The following is a 20475-nucleotide window of genomic DNA, read 5'->3' on the forward strand; positions in this document are numbered from 1 at the left end:
GTATTTTAATAGGAAAAAGGAGTAAGGATATGTTTTCATTTAAAAACTTATCAAAGGTACTAGTAGCATCAGCATTTGCACTATCACTAGCAGCTTGCGGTGACGGTGAAGCGGAAGACGCAGGCGAAGAGCTAGACGAAATTGTTACCGATGCAGGTAATGCCGTTGAAGACGCTTGTGAAGATGTGAAAGAAGGCGTAGACGCTGAAGATAAAGACTGTTAATCACGTTTTTATCAAAAAAGGGCCAGACAATTGTCTGGCCCTTTTTGTGTTTACAGTCGACGTGGTTTGACCTAACTGGTTAGTTAAGACACTTCTTCACCACCTAACTCACGAGCAAGATCGTCTAGTGTAGATAGCGTCGAATCAAATTCACCTACGCCGTAACGGTATTTTACACTCACGTGATGATCCGTACGCCCGAACTTCACTCTTAACCCTTCTGCGTCAATATGCTTCACGGTATTCAAAAAGCGATAGGCAGACATTTCTGTTTCAAATTGAAACTCAACACTGTTTTCCATTTAGGCTTTCCGTTTAAGCAACAATTTCAGGATGAGTATCAATAACTGAAACAACTCGTTGCAGCAAATGGTTATCTTCTTCGCTTATCGAGTCGTATGATAACCAGTCAGCAAGAATGTCGGGAGCTGTTGCCGCTTCGCCTTGTTCCAACTTAGATGTCATCATTTGTAGCTGTACGCTAGAGCGTATAGATGCGTCTGCATCTGGGCTTGGCATACCAGTTGCGACTTCTAATGCTACCGTCAACCATTGTCTATCGTGCTGAGTTGTTTTATTTCCAGTTGACTGACCCAATACGCTTGACCAACGCTTCCCTAACGTTTCCGCTAGAGATTGCTCATCACCACTTCCCTCACCTACACTTAGCTGTAGTAAAGAAATCAGAGCCTGAGCTCGCGCCAATCGGGCTTGAGATTGTGCATTTTTCGCTTGCGCCGCGCGCTTACTTTCAAGTGAATCAATCTTTTTATCTACTTTCGTACGTTGCGCTTTAGGCAAGTCGGTTAACTGAGCGCGAACGTCGCTTATTGATTGACTGAACGTTACATCATCGCTGTTGATGTCAACAGCTTCCACTTGCTTGAGTAGCGAATCTACTAACGCGTTAAATGCATTATTCTGTACTTTCCGCTCGGCTTTTAAACGTTCAAATACGGTGTCATTGGCAGCTTTAAATTCTGCCCACAACTTACTCTCTTCACGTTTACCTGCATGGCCTATTTGCTTCCACTGGCTTTGCAATTGCTGAGCTTTGTCGGCAGCGCCAGCAACATCTTCTTCCGTAGCAAGTTGACAAGCTTGGGTGACTAACGCACGCTTTTGGGCTTGGTTGTCGCTTTGCCATTTATTTACTTTAGCCTGAATGGGCGATGATACCGCCTTCCATTCTTGCTTCAGCTGTTCATAAATTTCACGTTCAACCTGACCTGCAGCGTGCCACTGTTTAGACACTCTATCGAAAACTTTCACTAACTCCGCTTCCGGCATGTTAATGTCCATTGCCTTAACGGTAGCGATAATCGACATACGCTGTTCACGCGCAGCAGCCCGCTGTGCATCTAACTTCGCGTAATGCGCTCTACAAGGCTCGAAGGCCTTTTCAAGTGCATCATCAAATTGCTGCTGTAACAACGCGTCATCACTACTTTCTTCACTCGTTGACGATGACGGTGTTAGTGATAACCATTGCTTACGCAGATACTTAATGGCCTCACTTCTTTGCTTAATATTTTCTGCATCAGCGCTGGCTAACGCTTTTGCTTCTTCTACAAGAGCGGGTTTGCGCGGCGCAGCAAGGTAATCCTGCCATCCTTCTAAGCGCGACACATCACCAGCGGTCTTTTCAAAACGCTTCTCTACATACTTTTTCGCTGAACCAGGAAGCGCAGCATAACTTTCCTGAAGCTTTGCAAATTTTGAAATAGCAACGCGGAATTTACCCTGAGCAATTAAGTTATCGATAACGCTAATGTGCTTTCTAATGTGTTTTACTTGCTCATTTTCTTTGGATTTTTGAGCACGCTCTTTGGCATTTACACTGCTTGTCGCTGCGTTGAAACGTTTAGACAACGCCTTAGGAATGGCATCGATTTCGCGACTAAGCGCTTTATACGCTTGACGTGCTTCGTCAAACTCCGCTTTAAGAGCCACTACACTACTGCTTTGTAATGCGTCGCCACCATTTACCTGACTCAAATTCTCAGTCGATGCGCTAGCTTCTTCAACGCTCACATCACGGGTATCTTTACCCGACTCGCTATCGCTTGCCGAAACGATCTTAGCGGCAATGTCTTCGAGCGACTGAAGTTTTATCAGTAGCTTTTGGCCGTATTGCTGCTGCATAGAGAAGCGATCAAGCTGCTCGTTTAGTTCGTCGACAGAGTGCTTAATCTGTGTAATTCGCTTATCAGTTGCAGATTCATCATCGAGACGCGCTAGCTGTTCGAGCGTTGCTTCAACACCGCGCACGCTTTCATTAACCGTAGCAACATCAGCAAGCGTCGCTTCACAAAGCCTGTTATTGTACAACCAAGCTACCTGCTCCTTGGCATGAGTAAGCTGCTGTTCGCACAATGCTTTGGTATTGGCACGTTGCGACGCTTGTTGCTTCTCTTCCCATGCCGGGCGTATACGGCTTAAATATCGCTCGAGCTGCTCACCAATACGCGCGCGCTTTTCTTCATAATCAGCGCGTTCTTCTGAAGTGAGTAAATCAATTTGAGCAAATAGCCCTGTCAATTCGCTCTCAAGTTCGTTGCGCTTTTCATCAATGGTTTCTACATCTGATTTGTCGAGTAAAGCCTGATATTTTGAAAGTCCCAGAGTGAGCTGCTTTTTAAGCTCCACTGGGCGCTTTGCAGCCTCTTTGATAGCATCTATCCGCGCATTAATTTTCGTAACAAGGGCATCATCTGACACTTTCTTAGCAAGCTTTTGCAGATCTGATACGTCTGAATGTGCGTTGACTAGTTGAGTCTGCAGTTGGGGACTTGCGCCTTCTAAAAAAACAAACTGGGTGAAAGATGGCTTCGCTACTTTTTCGATTAGCGCGCTAGCTAGCGCATCATCTTGTAAGAGCATAGGCTCTTTCTTCAACATTTGTGGTACTAACTGCACTACCAAATCGGCGTTGGCTGTTTCAGTTAAAAAAGAGAATATCTCTTGGCGGGAGAGTGTGACATCCCCCTCGCCTAACAAAGCGGCGTTTACCTTTTTCTCCGCCGCTTTTTTAACGCGAGACTGCTTGGCAATTTGTGACATTTTAAGCCACAGCACAAAGCTATTAAGCTTTTCGAGTGCTGCTAAACTGACATTTGCATCTTCGTCATTAAATGCCAGTTCGTGAAGAATTGTTTTTTCCTGTGCCTTTTCGGGAGAGAGACTCTCGATTGCCTGCATCCGTTTTTCAGGCTTTGGGCTTTGGTGTGAAGGCGCAAATATACGACTAAATATCATCCTGTTTAAACCGCGCTATTGTATTATTATCATCCTGCTCATCGCGTAACGAGCGTTTAAAGTCGGCTTTACTTTTATGTACAATTTCGCCGCTTTCACCTACTGTCATATGCTCAGAGGACTTTTCTATTTTTGCTTGATACAGCATAACAGCCTGCATACTGCTTGCTTTTTGCTCTTCGTTTAAAGGCGTGCCATCTGGCCACTTACCGGTTTCAACAGCCTGACGCAGACGCTCGTAAATCTCCGGCGTCATGCTGGCTAAAAGTGCTTCTATATTCATTTAGGAAAAACGCTTTATGTAAACAATACGCGCGCGGTTTACTAAGTACCAAACAAAGCCAACCACTGCGCCCAAAATAGCTAAATTATGTTGCAAATCACCTGGGCGTGTTCCGCCCCAATACATGAAGCCAAAACTCGCAACGAATATCAGCATAGCAAGAAGGGATTGGTTCTGGATACTGGCTAACTTTTTAAATCTTTGTAAGCTTTGTTTGCGCTCTATATCTTCAGAGGTCGCATCACCGATTTTAAAGTCACAGTGAGGACACGTCTTCGCTTTGTCAGACGTTTTTTTATTACACGAAGGACAGTCAACTAATGCCATATGTTGCTCCTGTTTATTGGGTGCGAAATGGAAATGCGCAACTCGCTATTGAGCGAAGACGCATTTATACGCGGATGGGTATCATACTTAAGTTCATCACAACAATGAAGTCGATTCTGTGGATTAACCTTATCGCTATAAAACAAAAATGCGCAGGGTGTTAACTTTTATACAAAGTTCACCGCTACGCATTTTTACCTGATAGCCAAGTTGCATTTCCCTTCAGTGAAACTCAAGAGGGGGCGATGCTTTAGGCAATACTCACCTTATTTTTTATGTCGAGACCAGTAGTCGTTAACCGTTTCTTTCATCTCTTTACAAAGCAACATGATGCCGAACAAGTTTGGCAAGGTCATTACCACGATAGCCACAGCTGAAAGTGCCCAAACTAATGTGGTGTCAGAGAATGCAGCCCAAACGAAACCGGCGACGTAGATGACGCGATACGGCATTACGGAGCGAGGACCGAACAAATATGTCATAGCGCGATCACCATAATATGACCAAGCGATGGCGGTTGAGAACGCAAACAGCATAAGCCCAATTGACACGATATATTGACCGAAATCGCCAAAGAAACCGCGAGTAAAGGCAATGGTGGTGAGCGCTGCCGAGTGAACCAGTGACTTACCGCTTACTTCAAGGTTCTCTTTAACCGGCTTTCCGTCAACAATCTTAAGCGTGCCGGTGAACAAATCTTCACTACCTACTGCATACTTCACGTCTTCTGCTACAGACCTAGCGTTAAGCAGTGTAAAACCATCGCTTACCGCCGTGCCGTTAACAACGGTAATTGAGCCAGTGTAAGGCTGTACATTGTTACCTTCAATTTCATTCAAGTAACCATATAGTTTGTTTACGTCATCCTGATTCGAGTCGTCGTATTGACCTGCAACAAAGTACATGTCTGAACGATCGAATACGTTTTCGTGTTTTTCTTTCCACACGCCAGACGACAAAATAACCAAACCCGTTACGGTACAAATTAGAATAGTGTCGATAAAGGGTTCAAGCAGTGACACCATACCTTCTGACGCAGGCTCTTTCGTTTTTGCCGCTGCGTGAGCGATAGGTGCAGAGCCTTGACCCGCTTCGTTTGAAAACAAGCCTCGGTTAACCCCACGGTTAAACGCATAAGCTAATGAAGCCCCCAAGAAACCACCTGCGGCAGCTGAACCAGTAAACGCATCACCGATAACTGCGGCAAACGAAGGCCCAATGTTGTCTAGATTAGCGAGAATTACCGCTAGCGCACCGATAAGGTAGATAACAGCCATAACTGGAACAACACGCGCTGTAAACGCGGCAATGCGTTGGATACCACCAAGAATTACCAAGGCTAGGAGAATACCCAGTACACTACCTACCATCCAAGGTTCGAAGCCAAATGTTGCTTCGATACTTTGCGCGATACCATTACTTTGAGGAAGGTTTCCGGTACCAAATGAGCTGACTACCGTTGCAACAGCAAATGCAACCGCTAACCACTTCATGTTTAGGCGACGGTCCATGTAATACATAGGGCCACCGGCCATGGTGCCGTCTTCTGTCTTTACGCGATATTTGTGCGACAGAGTAACTTCAACGAATTTTGTAGTCATACCTAAAAAGGCGGTTACCCACATCCAAAATAGTGCAGCGGGGCCACCAAGGAAAATAGCGAATGCAACACCTGAGATGTTACCTGTACCTACGGTACCAGACAGTGCGGTAGTTAGCGCGCGAAAATGGGTGGTGTCGCCTGGATCGCTTTCTTTATCAAACTTACCGGTAACAACCTGCCAAGCATGTTTAAAGAAACGAATTTGCGGAAATTTAAGATAAACCGTAAAGAAAAGACCTACGCCTAACAGTACATAAGGAAACCAGAACGCGCCTCCTAAGAATCCATCGAGCATAGTTAGAAAACCATATAACCCTTCCAACGTTATTCCCCTTTTTTATTATGTTTAATTGTTGTTTTATTTTAATAATTAAAAGGCCTCTTTTTGTCGAGGCCTTTTTGCGGAAACTTTCGCTTCCTTATTTTTATTTTATTGCTCTGATGCTTTAAGCTTTTTAACAACTGCATTCACACCAATAAGTAAATCTTCACCTAATTGACGGCTACGCTGTACCGACCAACCGTAGATATCGTCCGGTACATCTGCATTGTCTTTAAATGGCATTTCCACCGTATATGCCATACATTTGAATTTCTCGCCCACCGCATTTGACGCTACGGTTAAATTAGCCTTGCCTGGCTCATCTTTATCGTAACCAAATTCATCTTGAAACTCTGGCGTAGCGTTCAACAGCGCATCTTTAAACGTATTTTCAAGCATTTTGATGGTGTCATTGTAGCTAGGGTTACCTTCACTTCCTGCGACAAAGTTGTACGGCAATGCCTCATCACCGTGCAAATCAAGATACATGTCTACACCAATTTCGCTCATTGCATTCAGTACGTAAAGTACTTCTGGGCTTTTTTCTTGCGAAGGCGTTGCCCACTCACGGTTTAGATTGGTTCCTACAGCGTTGGTACGCAGATGACCGCGTGCGCTGCCGTCTGGGTTCATGTTTGGCACAATGTAGAAAACAGCATTATCAAGCAACTGTCGCGCCAAACCATCTTGCTCGTCGAGCAGACGATAAATAATACCTTCGGCACACCACTCGGCCATGGTTTCGCCAGGGTGTTGACGTGCCGTGATCCAGACTTTTTTCTTTTCTGGTGTTTCTTCACCGATAACCAGCATAGACATATCACGGCCATCAAGGGTAAGGCCTAGGAATTTGTGCTCGCACAGTAGTGACATCTGCGCGTCGTGTACAAGGTCAAGGTGACGTTCGTAGCTAAAAGGAATGAAATACGCGAAGTAAACACTTGGCTGTTCTAGCGTTAGTGAGAACGTAAGATTGTCACCGTCAAATTCGCTAGGAATTCTAAACCAAGTTTGACGGTCGTAAGACGCTAGAACGTTATATCCCTTCCAACCTTCTGGATACGCTGACTTAGCCAGATTACCAATCGTCATTGTGTGAGTTACAAAAGTTTCGCCCACTAAACGAAAATGGAACCACTGAGCAAATTCAGATTGGTTGTCGTTGGGAATGGTTAGACGGATATCGTCTGGTGATTGTGCGCTAACAACTTCAATGTTACCGCTGTCGAATTGACTGGAAATATGCATAGACTGTCGTTTTCCTCATTATTTGAGCGCTAATTTAGCATAGACGTAAACACAAATTCCACGCACACAGCGGGTTTTGTACTATCGAAAGTATACAAAATGTTTACACCATCAAAAAACCGACCACTTAGGTCGGTTTTTTATACAGTTAATTAAACTGCGTGTTGCTTAAAGCGGCAACGTAGGGAAACTAAGCCCTGCCATATCACGGACTACACGTAGTACCTGACAGCTGTAACCAAACTCGTTGTCATACCACACGTATAGTGTCAGGCGGTTATCTGCGGCAATGGTCGCCTGAGAGTCAACAACAGACGCAGCGCGAGAGCCGACTAAGTCTGTTGATACAATCTCTTTACTTGCCGTGTAGTCAATTTGGTGTTGAAGCTTTGAGAACAACGCGGTATCGCGCAAGAACTCGTTAACTGCAATGCGATCCACCGGCGTTTTAAGATTTAGGTTCAAAATCGCTAGCGACACATTAGGTGTAGGTACGCGGATAGCATTACCGGTAAGTTTACCTGCTAGTTTCGGGTACGCTTTGGCAACGGCTTTCGCAGCGCCCGTTTCGGTAATAACCATATTAAGTGGCGCACTACGTCCACGACGATCACCTTTGTGGTAGTTATCGATAAGGTTTTGGTCGTTAGTGTAAGAGTGAACGGTTTCAACGTGACCGTTTTCAATGCCATATTCTTCGTCTAGCGCTTTAAGTACCGGCGTTATTGCGTTAGTTGTGCAGCTTGCAGCAGATACAATTGTGTCTTCTGGTGTTACTTCTTCGTCATTTACACCGTGTACGATGTTCTTGATGTCACCTTTACCCGGGGCAGTAAGGATAGCTTTCGCTGCACCCTTAGCTTTAAGGTGTAGGCCAAGGCCATCGCGGTCACGCCAAATACCCGTGTTGTCTACGATGATAGCGTTATCGATACCATATTGCGTGTAATCCACTTCATCTGGGCTGTTGGCATAAATGACTTGAATGTATGAACCGTTTGCTTTTAGCGCGTTACGCTCGTGGTCAACTGTGATGCTGCCGTTGAATGGCCCATGCACTGAATCGCGGCGCAGCAAGCTTGCGCGTTTTTCTAGGTCGCCATCGCGCCCGCCACGAACCACAATGGCACGTAAGCGAAGCTTATTGTTTTTACCTTGGCGTTCAATAAGCAAGCGAGCAAGTAAACGACCTATACGGCCAAAACCATATAGTACAACGTCCTGAGGTTTCTGATCGTCCTCTTTATCGGCAACGTCGTTTAGTTTTTCGTTAAGGTAGGCCGTAAGGTCGTTGTTGTCGACCGCAGAACCGTAGTGAAAATCAAAAGCCAATTTACCAATATCAATTTGTGCAGGAGCAAGCTTCATGTTGCTCAAGGCTTCTAAGATTGGATAGCTTTCGCGTAGGCGTAGCTTAATACCTTCGTGCAGACGCACTTTGCGGTGCGCTTTAATAACATCAATAGCACTGGCGTTCAGTAGCGAGCGTCCATAAACCGAAATTTCAACTGCCTTATTGCGATACAATTTACCAATAAGGGGCAACATCATTTCTGCGTATTCCTGACGCTCTTGCCAGCTGCTTTGTAATTCCTGCTCAAACTGTTGATTCATGCTTCTGCCTTCATCGATATTAATTTAACGGTGTTGTCATTGTTGTATGCGCGGCCAATTTTTTTTTGTGGCACAAACACGTACAACTAATCCTAATTACGCGTCAGCTTTTTATTATTTTTAGGGTACACTAGGTGAGTTTTCGCCTGACGGTGACGAGCAGTATCTTAAATAAACAAGCAAGGAAGACCAAATTGTTGATAAGTTTCAAAACCTCTATGAAAACTCGTATAACAGAGAGTTTATTTAGTAAGTTTCCAACAAAAGGTTATGTAACGACGGTGTGGCTGGCAGCAGCGACAACACTGACGGGTTGTGGCGATCTTTTTGAACCTACTATCAGTGAAATTTGTGAATCTCACAGCGAGATTTGCTTAGATTTGAGTTTGGATGCCCGTTGTCGCGGCGAGCGAGCTGAGATTATTCGCTTGCGTTACTACAATCAAGATTCAAAAGACGACGCTTACAAGTATCCTCTTCTTCTAAACTTCGAAGAGTATCTAACCTGCGTCGAAGAAGTGCAACATATCGAACACGTTAAACGCAAAGGCAAGGAAGCGACACGGCTAAAAGGCGTTATTACTGCTCAGCGTGAAATTAAACGCCTAAGCCGCGAGACGAAAGACTCCCTTGATCCTTACCTTTCTTACTATCATTGGACACGATATAACGACAAAGAGGCTTTTCATCGCTTTGAGCGCTACGCTGCCAGCAACCGCGTAAGCGATCCAAAGCTGCTGGTCGCACTGGCCTCTGTTCAGATTAAAACAGACCAAAAGCGTACTATTGAAACCTTATATCGCGCGCTAAGTTTATATACAGATAGCGACGACATTGATGTCAGCATTTTCTACTCGCTTGCTTCAATGGGAATGGATATGGACAACTATCGCCTTGCCTATGTTTGGTATGGTGTGGCTGAAGCCTTCGATGAGAGACTTAACGACACTCAGCGTGTTCAACTTGGACAACGCTATGCCCTTCCAGTAGGCATTCTAGATAACATTGTTGATGAAATAGTCAGTAACTTGAATAGCGCGACCTTCAACGCAGATTCATTGAAACTGGATAAGCTCTGATTTTTTGAAACTCAATTACACAATTTCATTGGTAAATAATTAAAAAAACCGCCGTTTATGGGCGGTTTTTTATGATTGGATCTCTCTACTTTCCACATGAGGTCAAAATTTAATCAGATGTTTACCTTAATCAAGCGCTCACCTAGGGCTTTTTAACCTTTAATTTGTGTATCATCTTCGCCTTTAAAGGTCATAGATAGCGAATTTACGCAGTAGCGTTGACCCGTTGGCGCAGGACCATCTGGAAATACATGGCCTAAGTGCGAGCCACACTGCTTACAAAAAATCTCAACCCTACGCATACCGTGACTCAAGTCTTCTCTGTAATCTACATTACCGTCATCAAGCTGCTTATAGAAAGAAGGCCATCCACAACCAGCATCAAATTTAGTATCTGAGGGGAAAAGTGGCGCTTCGCAGCACTTACACACGTACAATCCATCTCGCTGCTCGTCTAGCAATACTCCAGTGAAAGGTCGCTCAGTACCCGCTTCGCGGCATACATAATATTCCTCGTCAGTGAGCTCAGTTTTCCAGTCTTTTTTAGCTACTGATGCGTTTGCTTTTTCATCTGTCGACATAACTTACCTCTTAAAACAAAAAAGGTGTATTTGAAAACAAATACACCTTTCGATAGTTTACGCTCAATTATGAGCGCGTGTAACACTATTTAGTTCATACTATTTTTTGATAGCGGTTTGCGGACGTGCAGGATCACTCCACTCGATGTGATACTTTTTGCCTGCTGGCTTATCTACACGCTGATAAGTATGTGCGCCAAAATAATCGCGCTGGCCTTGCAGCAAATTAGCAGGTAGCACGGCTGTGCGATACGAATCATAATAGCTAAGAGCCGACATCATTGCAGGGCAAGGCACGCCAGCCAGTGTCGCCTGTGCAATTGACTCACGCCAGTCAGCTTGATACTGCGTAATTTGTTCCGCAAAGAACGGGTCCAATAGCAAGTTGGCTAAGTCTTCGTTATTCTCGTAAGCCTGAGAAATAGACTGAAGAAATACGGCGCGAATAATACAGCCTGCACGCCATATTTTCGCTATTTCACCAAACTCCAGTGTCCAGCCGTGTTCTTTGCCTGCCATAGCCATTAACTGGAAGCCCTGTGCGTACGCACAGATTTTAGAGCAATAAAGCGCTTGCTCTAGCTTGTTAATGATCGACATTTTCTCATCATCGCTGAACGATGGCGCATCAGGGCCAGCAAGAACCTTGCTCGCAGCTACACGCTCGTCTTTCAAACTAGAAATACTGCGCGCGAATACCGCAGAAGTGATGGTCTGTGCCGGACTACCTACCTGTAATGCGCTTACTGCAGTCCAAAGGCCTGTACCTTTTTGACCTGCTCTATCTAAGATCACATCAACCAACGGCTGCTGTGTTTCTGGATCCATTTGCTCAAGAACTTCAGCACTAATTTCCATCAGGTAGCTATTCAACTTGCCTTCGTTCCAGCGACGAAACACCTCTGCTATTTCAGCTGGCGCCATATGTAGCGCTTCGCGCATAACATGGTAAGTTTCGCAGATAAGCTGCATGTCGGCGTATTCGATACCGTTGTGCACCATTTTTACATAGTGCCCGGCTCCAACCGGACCGATGTAGGTCGCACATGGTTCGCCTTCCAACACTGGTTGACCTGGCGTATGGCTTTCTAATGGTTTACCTGTTTCTGGGTCAACCTTTGCAGCAATCGCTTTAAGAACAGGCTCAATGCGTGTCCATGCATAAGGGTTGCCTGAAGGCATAAGAGATGGCCCGAAACGAGCGCCTACTTCACCACCTGACACGGCGGTAGAGAAGAAGATAAATTTACCTTTGTACTGCTCTTCACGTGCTACAGAGTCTGTCCACAAACTGTTGCCAGTATCAACCACGATATCGTCAGCGTGAATTCCGGCGTCAATAAGATGATTGCAAACGTGGTCAACAGGATCGCCAGCAGGCACAGAGATAATAATAAGATGCGGGGCTTTTAACTTGCTTAAAAGCTCGGTGTAAGAACTGCAGCCTTCAACACGAGGCTCAGTATTTTCAGCTCTTTCGCTTGCGTCTTTTGCAAGAATAGACTCAACTTTGTTTTGGTCTAAATCGAAACACGCTACACGATAGCCATGGTCCACTAGGTTCATGGTTAGGTTACTACCCATCACCCCTAAACCGATAAAACCAATATCACACGACTTGTCTTCGTGCGAATTACCACCTTTCTTTTGCATAGGAACACCCTCACATTTCAGATGGCTGCGCATGATACCACCTGAAAGAATAAAGAACAGTCTAAGCTAACAATTTAGTGCGCAGTGGTGTAATTGTCACCAGCGGTAAACATTAACGGGTTTTGTAAGCTAGTTTAGCCGAGATTTTGGCACGCATTCAGCACCTGTGTTACGCGCTCTCGCCCATGCTGTATGAAATTCACACAAAGGTAAAGACTCTGTTTCTTATTCAGCTAACGTGCACTGAGTTTAGAGCCGTTTAGCGGTACTCTTAAATTCTTTGAAGGCATCCTTAACCAAGTATAAGGTCGTATTGTAAGCCATTATTCTATCCAGAGAACTGAGAAAAACTGAACAACGTTAGCGATTTGCTGGCCTGTAAAAACACCTTCTGAATGCAAATTGAAGGCTGTTCTTCAAGAGAGCTGTAGCGCGTATCCAAGTGCATGGTCCACCCTCCCCTGGGTATGACAGAAGGTAGGTGAAAACGCACGTCGCTTTCACTTGCATTAACACACAAAAACCAGTGCTCTGGCTTCTGGTCGCCCGTTACACAACCTTTTATTTCCACACCAAACGCTTTGTTATGATGCGCATTCCAGTCTTCAGACGCTTTGTCAGAACCATCGGGCTTATACCAATTTATTTCTTTTACATTTCGTGAGAGCGTAAAAGTATCATCGTGCAGCTTTAGTTCGCTTAACAGTGAAGAGGACTGACGCAAACGGATCACATATTGGCAGAAGCTAAGAAAATCTTGCTTGCGCTTGTTTAATTCCCAATTCATCCAGCTAATAGGATTATCCTGACAATAGGCATTATTATTGCCATTTTGGGTGCGGCTTAATTCATCGCCACCAAGAATATGCGGTGTACCTTGCGAGAAGATCAGCGTTGCAAAGAGATTGCGCTTTTGACGCTCACGCATAGCGAGTATCTGCTCGTCATTCGTTTCCCCTTCAATACCATAATTGGCAGACAGGTTGTGTCCATGGCCATCTCGATTTTCTTCTAAGTTATCGAGATTGTGACGTTCGGCGTAGGTCACCATATCGTGCAGCGTGAACCCATCGTGATATGTCACGTTATTTACCGACGTACTGATATGTCGATGGCCTTTGTGAAATATATCTCGTGAGCCCATTAAACGGGTAGCAAAGTCCGCGGTAACGCCATCGTCTCCACGCCAGAAGGCGCGCACCGTATCGCGGTATTTATCATTCACCTCTAACCACGGGGACGGAAAGTTACCCACTTGGTAGCCGCCAGGCCCAATATCCCAGGGTTCGGCAAGCAATACCCTCTCTTTTAGAACAGGGTCGCTACTAATGGCTCTCAGCAGCCCAGATTTTTTACTATATTCTTGTGGCTCTCTTCCCAAGCATACTGCTAAATCGAAACGAAAGCCGTCAACGCCAATTACGGATACCCAGTGGCGCATGGCATCTAAAATAAGTCCCATCATAAATGGCTGCGCGGTATTTACCGTGTTACCACAGCCAGAGTGGTTGGAATAAACCAATTCTCCGTTTTTCGTTTGCTCTAATAAGTACGCTTGGTAAGGGCAAAACCCCTTATAAGAAAGAATAGGACCGCCATTGCCTGCCTCTGCTGTATGGTTAAATACCACATCAACAATAACCTCAAGTCCGGCAGTATGATAAGCATCTACCATAGACTTCAGTTCAGCAAGCGCATCTGACACACCGTAGCGTGGTTCAGGTGCAAAGAAGTTAACCGGGTTATATCCCCAATAATTGGTTAAGCCTTTCTCTGTAATAAATGGTTCAGGCATGAATGAACACAACGGCATAAATTGCACCGTGGTTATGCCTAATGCTTTGAGATGCTTGATGACACTCGGATGGGCAGCACCGATAAATTTGCCACGGTGTTCTTTAGGTACATCGGGATGGAGTTTTGTGAGCCCTTTAATATGTGCTTCGTAAACTACTCGCTTGTGTTTCGGTATAACAGGCGCGCTAACATGACTCGGCGCATAGTCATTTTGATCAATTACTATGCACTTTGGGATCATAAACTGAGAGTCGTGTTTGTATTGCCTAGCGTCCCATTTTATTGCGCGACTAATTTTCTTGGCGTAAGGGTCGATTAGCAGTTTGTCGGTGGGTACCGCATGTAACCCTCCCTCACCGCGTTCTACGCGATAACCATAGTATTGTCCTGCGCTAACGCCGTTGTAACGACCGTGCCAAACATCACCAGTTTTCTCAGGCAATGGATGCTCACTCACCGCCTCTTCTGTGTCACTATTGAAAAAACACAACACGACCGCCTTCGCATCGGGCGCGTATACGGCAAAATTACAACCATCTTGTGTAACTGTTGCGCCAAGTGGATATGCCTTTCCTATTCCACTTTCTACAATTAGTGCGGTGTCTCGAATTTCGTTCACTTGGTTCTCAATTTATCTCTTCACTAGGGCGTTTCGCTCTAGTCGGATTAATCCACATTGGTAACATAAAATACCGTGGCTAGCGGCGGTAACGTGATTTCTGCAGAGTGAGTACGCTCATTCCAAGGTATGGGTTGCGTATTTACAGTAGAAGCAACGTCGTAGTCACTACCCCAATATGCACCATCATCAGTGTTTAGTGCTAGCGTTAGCGTGCATGCATCATCTACGCCTATTCTGAAGTTCTGACGTGGCACAGGCGTAAAATTAGATACCACATATACTTTTTGCTTCGCATCTTTTGACATACGAACAAATGAAACCACGCTTTGGTCTGCATTATTGTGGTCCAGCCAAGCAAAGCCCCCTGGTTCGTGGTCTTGCTCGTAAAGCGCTGGCGTAGACGTATAGAGGTTGTTGAGCGCCTTATAAAGCGCTTGAATGCCTTTGTGTTTTTCGTAATCGAGCAAGTGCCAGTCTAAACTACTATCATGGTTCCATTCTCGTGCCTGCGCAAGCTCGTTCCCCATAAAGTTAAGCTTCTTGCCGGGGTGACCGTACATAAAGCCCGCGTAACAACGCAGGTTAGCAGCTTGCTGCCATTCATCGCCAGGCATTTTATGCAGCATACTGCCTTTGCCGTGTACCACTTCATCGTGCGAGATAGGCAGCACAAAGTTTTCGTCAAACGCGTAAACCATGCTGAAGGTAATATCGCCATGGTGATAGTTGCGATAGGCGGGGTCTTTAGCGATGTAGTGTAATGAGTCGTGCATCCACCCCATGTTCCACTTAAAGCCAAAGCCCAAACCACCATCAAATACTGGGCGAGAAACCTTGGGAAACGACGTTGATTCTTCGGCAATTGTCATGGCGTCTGGGAAGTGCTTGTACACTTCTTCATTCATCCATTTCAGTAAGCTGATGGCTTCGTAGTTTTCGTTGCCACCATCCACATTCGGGATCCACTCTCCGTCATTGCGTGAATAGTCGAGATAAAGCATGGATGCCACTGCATCAACCCTGAGTCCATCAACGTGAAATTTGTCTAGCCAAAACAGTGCGTTTGCAACTAAAAACTGACGAACTGTGTCTTTGCCGAAATCGTAAATGCAAGAATTCCAATCCGGATGCCAACCTTTCCTCGGATCTTCATATTCATAAACACAAGAACCATCAAATCGCGCCAAGCCATGGCCGTCTTCCGGGAAATGTGCAGGTACCCAGTCGATAATTACGCCTATACCTGCTTGGTGAGCCTTATCAACAAAGTATTTAAATTCATCTGGGTTTCCAAATCTACTCGTTGGTGCGAACATTCCCACGGGCTGATAGCCCCATGACCCATCGAAAGGAAACTCGGAAATAGGCAGCAATTCAACGTGAGTGTAACCCATATCGCTGACGTAGCTTATTAAGTCATCGGCCAGCGCTTTATAAGTAAGATAGCGCGCATCAGTTTCAATACCCGGGCGCTTCCAAGAGCCAAGGTGCACTTCATAAATGCTCATTGGGCTGTTGTATTTGTTCCCCTTTCGCTTTTCCATCCATGCACTATCATTCCACTCATAGTTATTGTGGTTGTAAATTTTCGAAGCATGAGAAGGATACTGCTCTGCACTGAAGCCAAGTGGGTCAGCCTTGTGAGGTAGGTCGTGGCCGTGTGCATCTTTAATGTGATACTTGTAGCGCTCTCCCTCTGCGAGTTCTGGCACAAACAGTACCCAGTATCCCATAGAGGTCTTTTCCATAGGATGCGTGCGGCCATCCCACTGATTGAAATCGCCAATGAGCGACACCGTGCTTGCATTGGGCGCGAAAACGCAAAACCTGACACCTTTTATCGCATCGCCTTTTGAAGAAGTGAGTGTTAAAAGTTGCGCGCCCGCTTGCTCATACAAGTTTGAAGGCTTGCTATCGATGTAGTGTACCGCATGATACGCCTGCTCGGAGAATTGATAAGGATCGATATAGCCCTTATCGTCATACAAGCCTTCGGCGATAACGCGATAAACCTCACCCTGATATTCTTTAGGCAGCGGTGTTTCAAAAAGGCCATTTTTGGAGGTAACGGTTACATTTGCTAGCGCTGCATTCTCCCATTTAATCGTTATCTTGCTGACATTAGGATGCCAAACGCGAAGTACCGACTTCTGCTGATTTTTAACTACACCTAAATGGGAAAACGGCTGAGAACATAATACCTGTTCAAACTGCTGCGCTAATTGCATTCGCTACTCCTAGTAAAAACCCGCATGGCAGCGGGTTGAATTGTGAGCTTAAATGCGTTGTATACATTTAAGCTCTATCAAGTACCGTCTTGGTACTTTATCTTACTCGTTTAAGTTACCCAGGCAACCGCCTATTATCATTTCTTTGATAATCGCAATTAACCTTGGCTTGCTTGCTTTCTGGCATGAGTAAGTTTAGACGCCAACTCATTTATATCATGTCTATCGAACATCGACTCGATATTCTCTGTGAGTTTTCTTCGCCAGTTTGGATATTCGTCAAAAGTACCAGGAATATTGACCGGCTTATCCATTTCTAACCAGTCTTCCAATTGCAGGCTCAATAATGCGCTTGAGCCACCTGCCATATGCACTTGCATACCGTTATTCAGTTCGCGATTCATACCCGTATGATTAACATCGCGGCCTACATTATCGCCAATTGAACCGTGGCCGTGCAACGTATCAAGTATTGCCTGTTTATTTTCATGACGATCCGCAAAAAGCGTTTGAAGGATTTCTTCTGTTGGATAAAGCCCTATTTCTTTGCCTAGCTCTAAATCTAAACAGTGCCAGTAACCAATCAGCGTTGGCATATCGTGAGTAGTCAACGTTGACATAGACTGAACAGGGTAATGGCTAGGTGAGAAGAAACCACCGTCTTCCGCTTGTTCGAAGAAAAATACGCGGTATGAGTACACGCCATTATCAGCAAGCTTGCTGCGAATTTCTTCGGGTACAGTACCCAAGTCTTCACCGATAACCAGGCTCTGATTGCGGTGACTTTCTAGCGCTAGAATACCGAGTAAATCGTCTACAGGATAATAAACATAGCCGCCATCTTTAGCGTTATCACCTTTCACAACCCACCATAAACGCAGCAACGCCATGACGTGATCGATACGCAATGAGCCTGACGACGCCATGTTAGACGCAAACAGGTCAATAATGGGCTGGTAACCCTGTTCATACAGCTTACGAGGGTCCATAGGCGGCAGCCCCCAGTTCTGGCCTAGTGGGCCCAAGATATCCGGTGGAGCACCTACACTTGCGCCTGTGCAGTATAGGTCTTTGTTACCCCAAATTTCCGCACTGCCTTCACTAACGCCTACCGCCAAGTCCCGATAAAGACCAATGGTCATGCCTGCATCAGTAGCTTTGTTGCTTGCAAGCTCAAGCTGTTGGGCGGCAATCCACTGTAGGAACAAGTAAAATTTGACGTCTTGTTCGTTTGCACTCTTAAACTTAGCCACGGCTGGATTGTAATAGTCTTTGTATTCTTGTGGGAATACCGGCCATCCCCAGCTGTCTTTACCTTCAGCTTTTAGGTGCGATTGCAGGGCGTCGTACACCGCTAACATGTCTAAGCTTTCACCGCCCGCTTCTACGAAGGCTTTAAACGCTTTATTTTGCTTTGTGCTTTTACGAAGGTATTTGGCATCGTAAACATCAAATACTGCTTTAAGCGCAGCCAATTTCACATGGGCGACTGCCTCGTAGTCTACATGTTCTACGTTACGTGCATGTTCAAGCGTGGCTTTAAACTCATCACTGCTCACTACCGCTTGTACTGATGCATCGTCATAGCCGTCAATGGCAGTCACATCGATATACAAATAATTAAGCCAGCGACGTGAGCTTGGCCCATAAGGCGAGCACGCGTTGGGATTTGCAGGGTAAAGCGCATGAATAGGATTAAGTCCGATAAAGTCTGCGCCCACACCAGCGGCTTTTTCAATAAGCAGAGCTAAATCAGAAAAATCACCAATCCCCCAGTTCTTTTCACTGCGAACGCAGTAAAGTTGAACGCTTAAGCCCCATATTTTTTTGCCTTCTTTAATTTCGTTTGGCGTGTAGCACGCTTCTGGAGCCACAATTAAGCGAGAACGCGCAAACTCATCGTCATCAGCGCTTAAGGCTACATCGTGATAACCAAGGGGCAAATCTAAAGGCAGTGTTACTACGTATTCATGAAACTCTACATCGTCGATATGCGCCATCGTCGTCATTTCTTGGTCAACTGGCGTAAATTGATGAGTGAGCACGTCACCATTTTCACAGGTCACCGTGAGCGTGTGATCATCGTTCACTAACTCGATAGGTAAACGAACTGCTAGATTAATTTCTTGGGTATTGCGAACTACTTGAACAGGATTTAACGGCGACAACCATACCGACTTTATATCTTGTGTAATTTGTGACTGAATTTTTTCATCACTGCTGGTGTCATAGCCAAGTGTGTTAAGCAGTTTTGCTTTACTTGATTCTGCGATGGTTGCTGGCTTTCCCCATGCGTCGACGTATTGGGTTTCAATTCCCCGCATTTCAACCAGTTGTTGCAGAAGTTGTTGTGTCATGGTGTGTCATTCCTGTTATTCGGTAAAAGACGCAAAGCAAATTAAGCATAGTGCGTCTACAAACAAATTTTTAACATTATTCTAGAAACAAGGGCTTGGCGATATCTGAATACGATTGCAATAGCACTTATTCGTAATTTTGCAACACTTTGGCTTTTTATTTTGCTAATTATGGCATTTTGATCCATACTTTACGTAATTTATTTTCATTTTATTTAAATAATCGGGGTACGTTATGACAATTCGCATCGGTATCAATGGTTTTGGCCGTATTGGACGCCTAGTAATGCGCGCAGCAGCAGAGCGCAACGACATCGAAGTTGTTGCAATAAACGACTTACTAGACACGGACTACATTGCTTATCTATTGAAATACGACTCGACTCACGGTTTATTCGACGGTGAAGTTACAGTAGATAACAATAGCCTAGTTGTAAACGGCAAAACTATCCGCATTACATCTGAAAGAGATCCAGCTGCACTTAAGTGGGATGAAGTAGACGTTGACGTAGTTGTTGAATCAACAGGTTTGTTCCTGACTAAAGAAACTGCCGCGAAGCATATCGAAGCTGGCGCGAAAAAAGTTGTTATGTCTGCACCTTCTAAAGATGACACGCCTATGTTCGTTATGGGTGTTAACCAAGAAAGCTACGCTGGCGAAACTATTGTTTCAAACGCGTCTTGTACAACTAACTGTCTTGCTCCACTTGCCAAAGTGCTTAACGATAAATTTGGCATTGTAGACGGTTTGATGACAACGGTTCACGCAACAACTGCAACACAGAAAACGGTAGACGGTCCTTCAATGAAAGACTGGCGTGGTGGTCGTGGTGCTGGTCAGAACATCATTCCATCATCAACCGGTGCAGCAAAAGCAGTAGGTAAAGTTATCCCTGAGCTTAACGGCAAGTTAACAGGTATGGCTTTCCGTGTACCTACGCCAAACGTTTCAGTAGTAGACCTTACTGTAAACCTTGCGAAGCCTGCTAGCTACGATGAAATTTGTGCAGCAATGAAAGAAGCTTCAGAAGGCGAGCTTAAAGGTATCATGGGTTACACAGAAGATGCGGTTGTGTCTAACGACTTCCTTGGCGACGCTCGCACATCGGTATTTGACGCCACTGCAGGTATCGCACTTACTGATACATTCGTTAAACTCGTTTCTTGGTACGACAACGAATGGGGCTACTCAAACAAGGTTCTAGACCTTGTGGCTCACATTTCTAAGTAATTAACGGTATTAAGCTAAAATAGTTAAACTATTCACGCTAAAGTTGAG

General features: G+C 45.1%; 15 protein-coding genes. 3 read left to right on the top strand and 12 right to left on the bottom strand.

What is annotated here, in order from left to right; genetic code table 11:
• Nucleotides 1–29: 29 nt before the first annotated feature.
• The gene (locus ACFI6L_RS09315; protein ID WP_014949833.1) at nt 30–224 is read left to right on the top strand and encodes a hypothetical protein; all 195 of its coding nucleotides are present in this window, start codon (nt 30–32) and stop codon (nt 222–224) included.
• 83 nt (nt 225–307) lie between these two features.
• On the opposite strand, the gene ACFI6L_RS09320 is transcribed toward ACFI6L_RS09315, so the two are convergent.
• The 7 genes from ACFI6L_RS09320 to ACFI6L_RS09350 all read right to left on the bottom strand — a co-directional run bounded on the left by ACFI6L_RS09320 (nt 308) and on the right by ACFI6L_RS09350 (nt 8879).
• Complete coding sequence (locus ACFI6L_RS09320) at nt 308–526, bottom strand: hypothetical protein (RefSeq protein ID WP_014949834.1); 219 nt, start codon at nt 524–526, stop codon at nt 308–310.
• A gap of 13 nt (nt 527–539) precedes the next feature.
• Nucleotides 540–3482: a DUF349 domain-containing protein gene (locus ACFI6L_RS09325; RefSeq protein WP_156086536.1), complete on the bottom strand. Its 2943-nt coding sequence runs from the start codon at nt 3480–3482 to the stop codon at nt 540–542.
• Entirely contained in the window at nt 3472–3765 is a 294-nt protein-coding gene (locus ACFI6L_RS09330) for a YeaC family protein (protein ID WP_014949836.1), read from the bottom strand. Before ACFI6L_RS09330 ends, ACFI6L_RS09325 begins: the two co-directional genes overlap by 11 nt.
• Nucleotides 3766–4092: a zinc ribbon domain-containing protein gene (locus ACFI6L_RS09335; protein WP_014949837.1), complete on the bottom strand. Its 327-nt coding sequence runs from the start codon at nt 4090–4092 to the stop codon at nt 3766–3768.
• A gap of 266 nt (nt 4093–4358) precedes the next feature.
• Nucleotides 4359–6017, bottom strand: a complete 1659-nt coding sequence (locus ACFI6L_RS09340) for an alanine/glycine:cation symporter family protein (RefSeq protein WP_039234847.1) — start codon at nt 6015–6017, stop codon at nt 4359–4361.
• Nucleotides 6018–6125: 108 nt separating this feature from the next.
• Nucleotides 6126–7265 carry a M14 family metallopeptidase gene (locus ACFI6L_RS09345; protein ID WP_014949839.1) on the bottom strand — a complete coding sequence of 380 codons (1140 nt, stop codon included), beginning with the start codon at nt 7263–7265 and terminating at the stop codon, nt 6126–6128.
• A 168-nt stretch (nt 7266–7433) separates the two neighbouring features.
• On the bottom strand, nt 7434–8879 hold the full coding sequence (locus ACFI6L_RS09350; RefSeq protein ID WP_014979588.1) for a glyceraldehyde-3-phosphate dehydrogenase: 1446 nt from the start codon (nt 8877–8879) through the stop codon (nt 7434–7436).
• 194 nt (nt 8880–9073) lie between these two features.
• Here ACFI6L_RS09350 and ACFI6L_RS09355 point away from each other — a divergent pair, with 194 nt between their 5' ends.
• Nucleotides 9074–9958, top strand: a complete 885-nt coding sequence (locus ACFI6L_RS09355; RefSeq protein ID WP_014976811.1) for a DUF2989 domain-containing protein — start codon at nt 9074–9076, stop codon at nt 9956–9958.
• Nucleotides 9959–10110: 152 nt separating this feature from the next.
• Here the strand turns inward: ACFI6L_RS09355 and msrB are convergent, their stop codons facing one another.
• The 5 genes from msrB to malQ all read right to left on the bottom strand — a co-directional run bounded on the left by msrB (nt 10111) and on the right by malQ (nt 19196).
• Nucleotides 10111–10539 carry a peptide-methionine (R)-S-oxide reductase MsrB gene (gene msrB / locus ACFI6L_RS09360; RefSeq protein WP_014949842.1) on the bottom strand — a complete coding sequence of 143 codons (429 nt, stop codon included), beginning with the start codon at nt 10537–10539 and terminating at the stop codon, nt 10111–10113.
• Nucleotides 10540–10638: 99 nt separating this feature from the next.
• Nucleotides 10639–12192: an NADP-dependent phosphogluconate dehydrogenase gene (gene gndA, locus ACFI6L_RS09365; protein WP_014949843.1), complete on the bottom strand. Its 1554-nt coding sequence runs from the start codon at nt 12190–12192 to the stop codon at nt 10639–10641.
• Between the two features lie 328 nt (nt 12193–12520).
• Nucleotides 12521–14608, bottom strand: coding sequence for a glycogen debranching protein GlgX (gene glgX, locus ACFI6L_RS09370; protein WP_338851593.1), 2088 nt, complete (start codon nt 14606–14608; stop codon nt 12521–12523).
• Between the two features lie 47 nt (nt 14609–14655).
• Nucleotides 14656–16839 (bottom strand): 1,4-alpha-glucan branching protein GlgB, encoded by a 2184-nt coding sequence (gene glgB / locus ACFI6L_RS09375; protein ID WP_338851595.1) that lies wholly within the window; start codon nt 16837–16839, stop codon nt 14656–14658.
• A 158-nt stretch (nt 16840–16997) separates the two neighbouring features.
• A complete protein-coding gene (gene malQ, locus ACFI6L_RS09380; RefSeq protein WP_338851596.1) occupies nt 16998–19196 on the bottom strand; it encodes a 4-alpha-glucanotransferase in 2199 nt (732 codons plus the stop codon).
• Between the two features lie 235 nt (nt 19197–19431).
• Here malQ and gap point away from each other — a divergent pair, with 235 nt between their 5' ends.
• Entirely contained in the window at nt 19432–20427 is a 996-nt protein-coding gene (gene gap / locus ACFI6L_RS09385) for a type I glyceraldehyde-3-phosphate dehydrogenase (RefSeq protein ID WP_014976817.1), read from the top strand.
• The last annotated feature ends 48 nt before the right edge of the window (nt 20428–20475 follow it).

Source organism: Alteromonas sp. G4i35 (assembly GCF_054960375.1).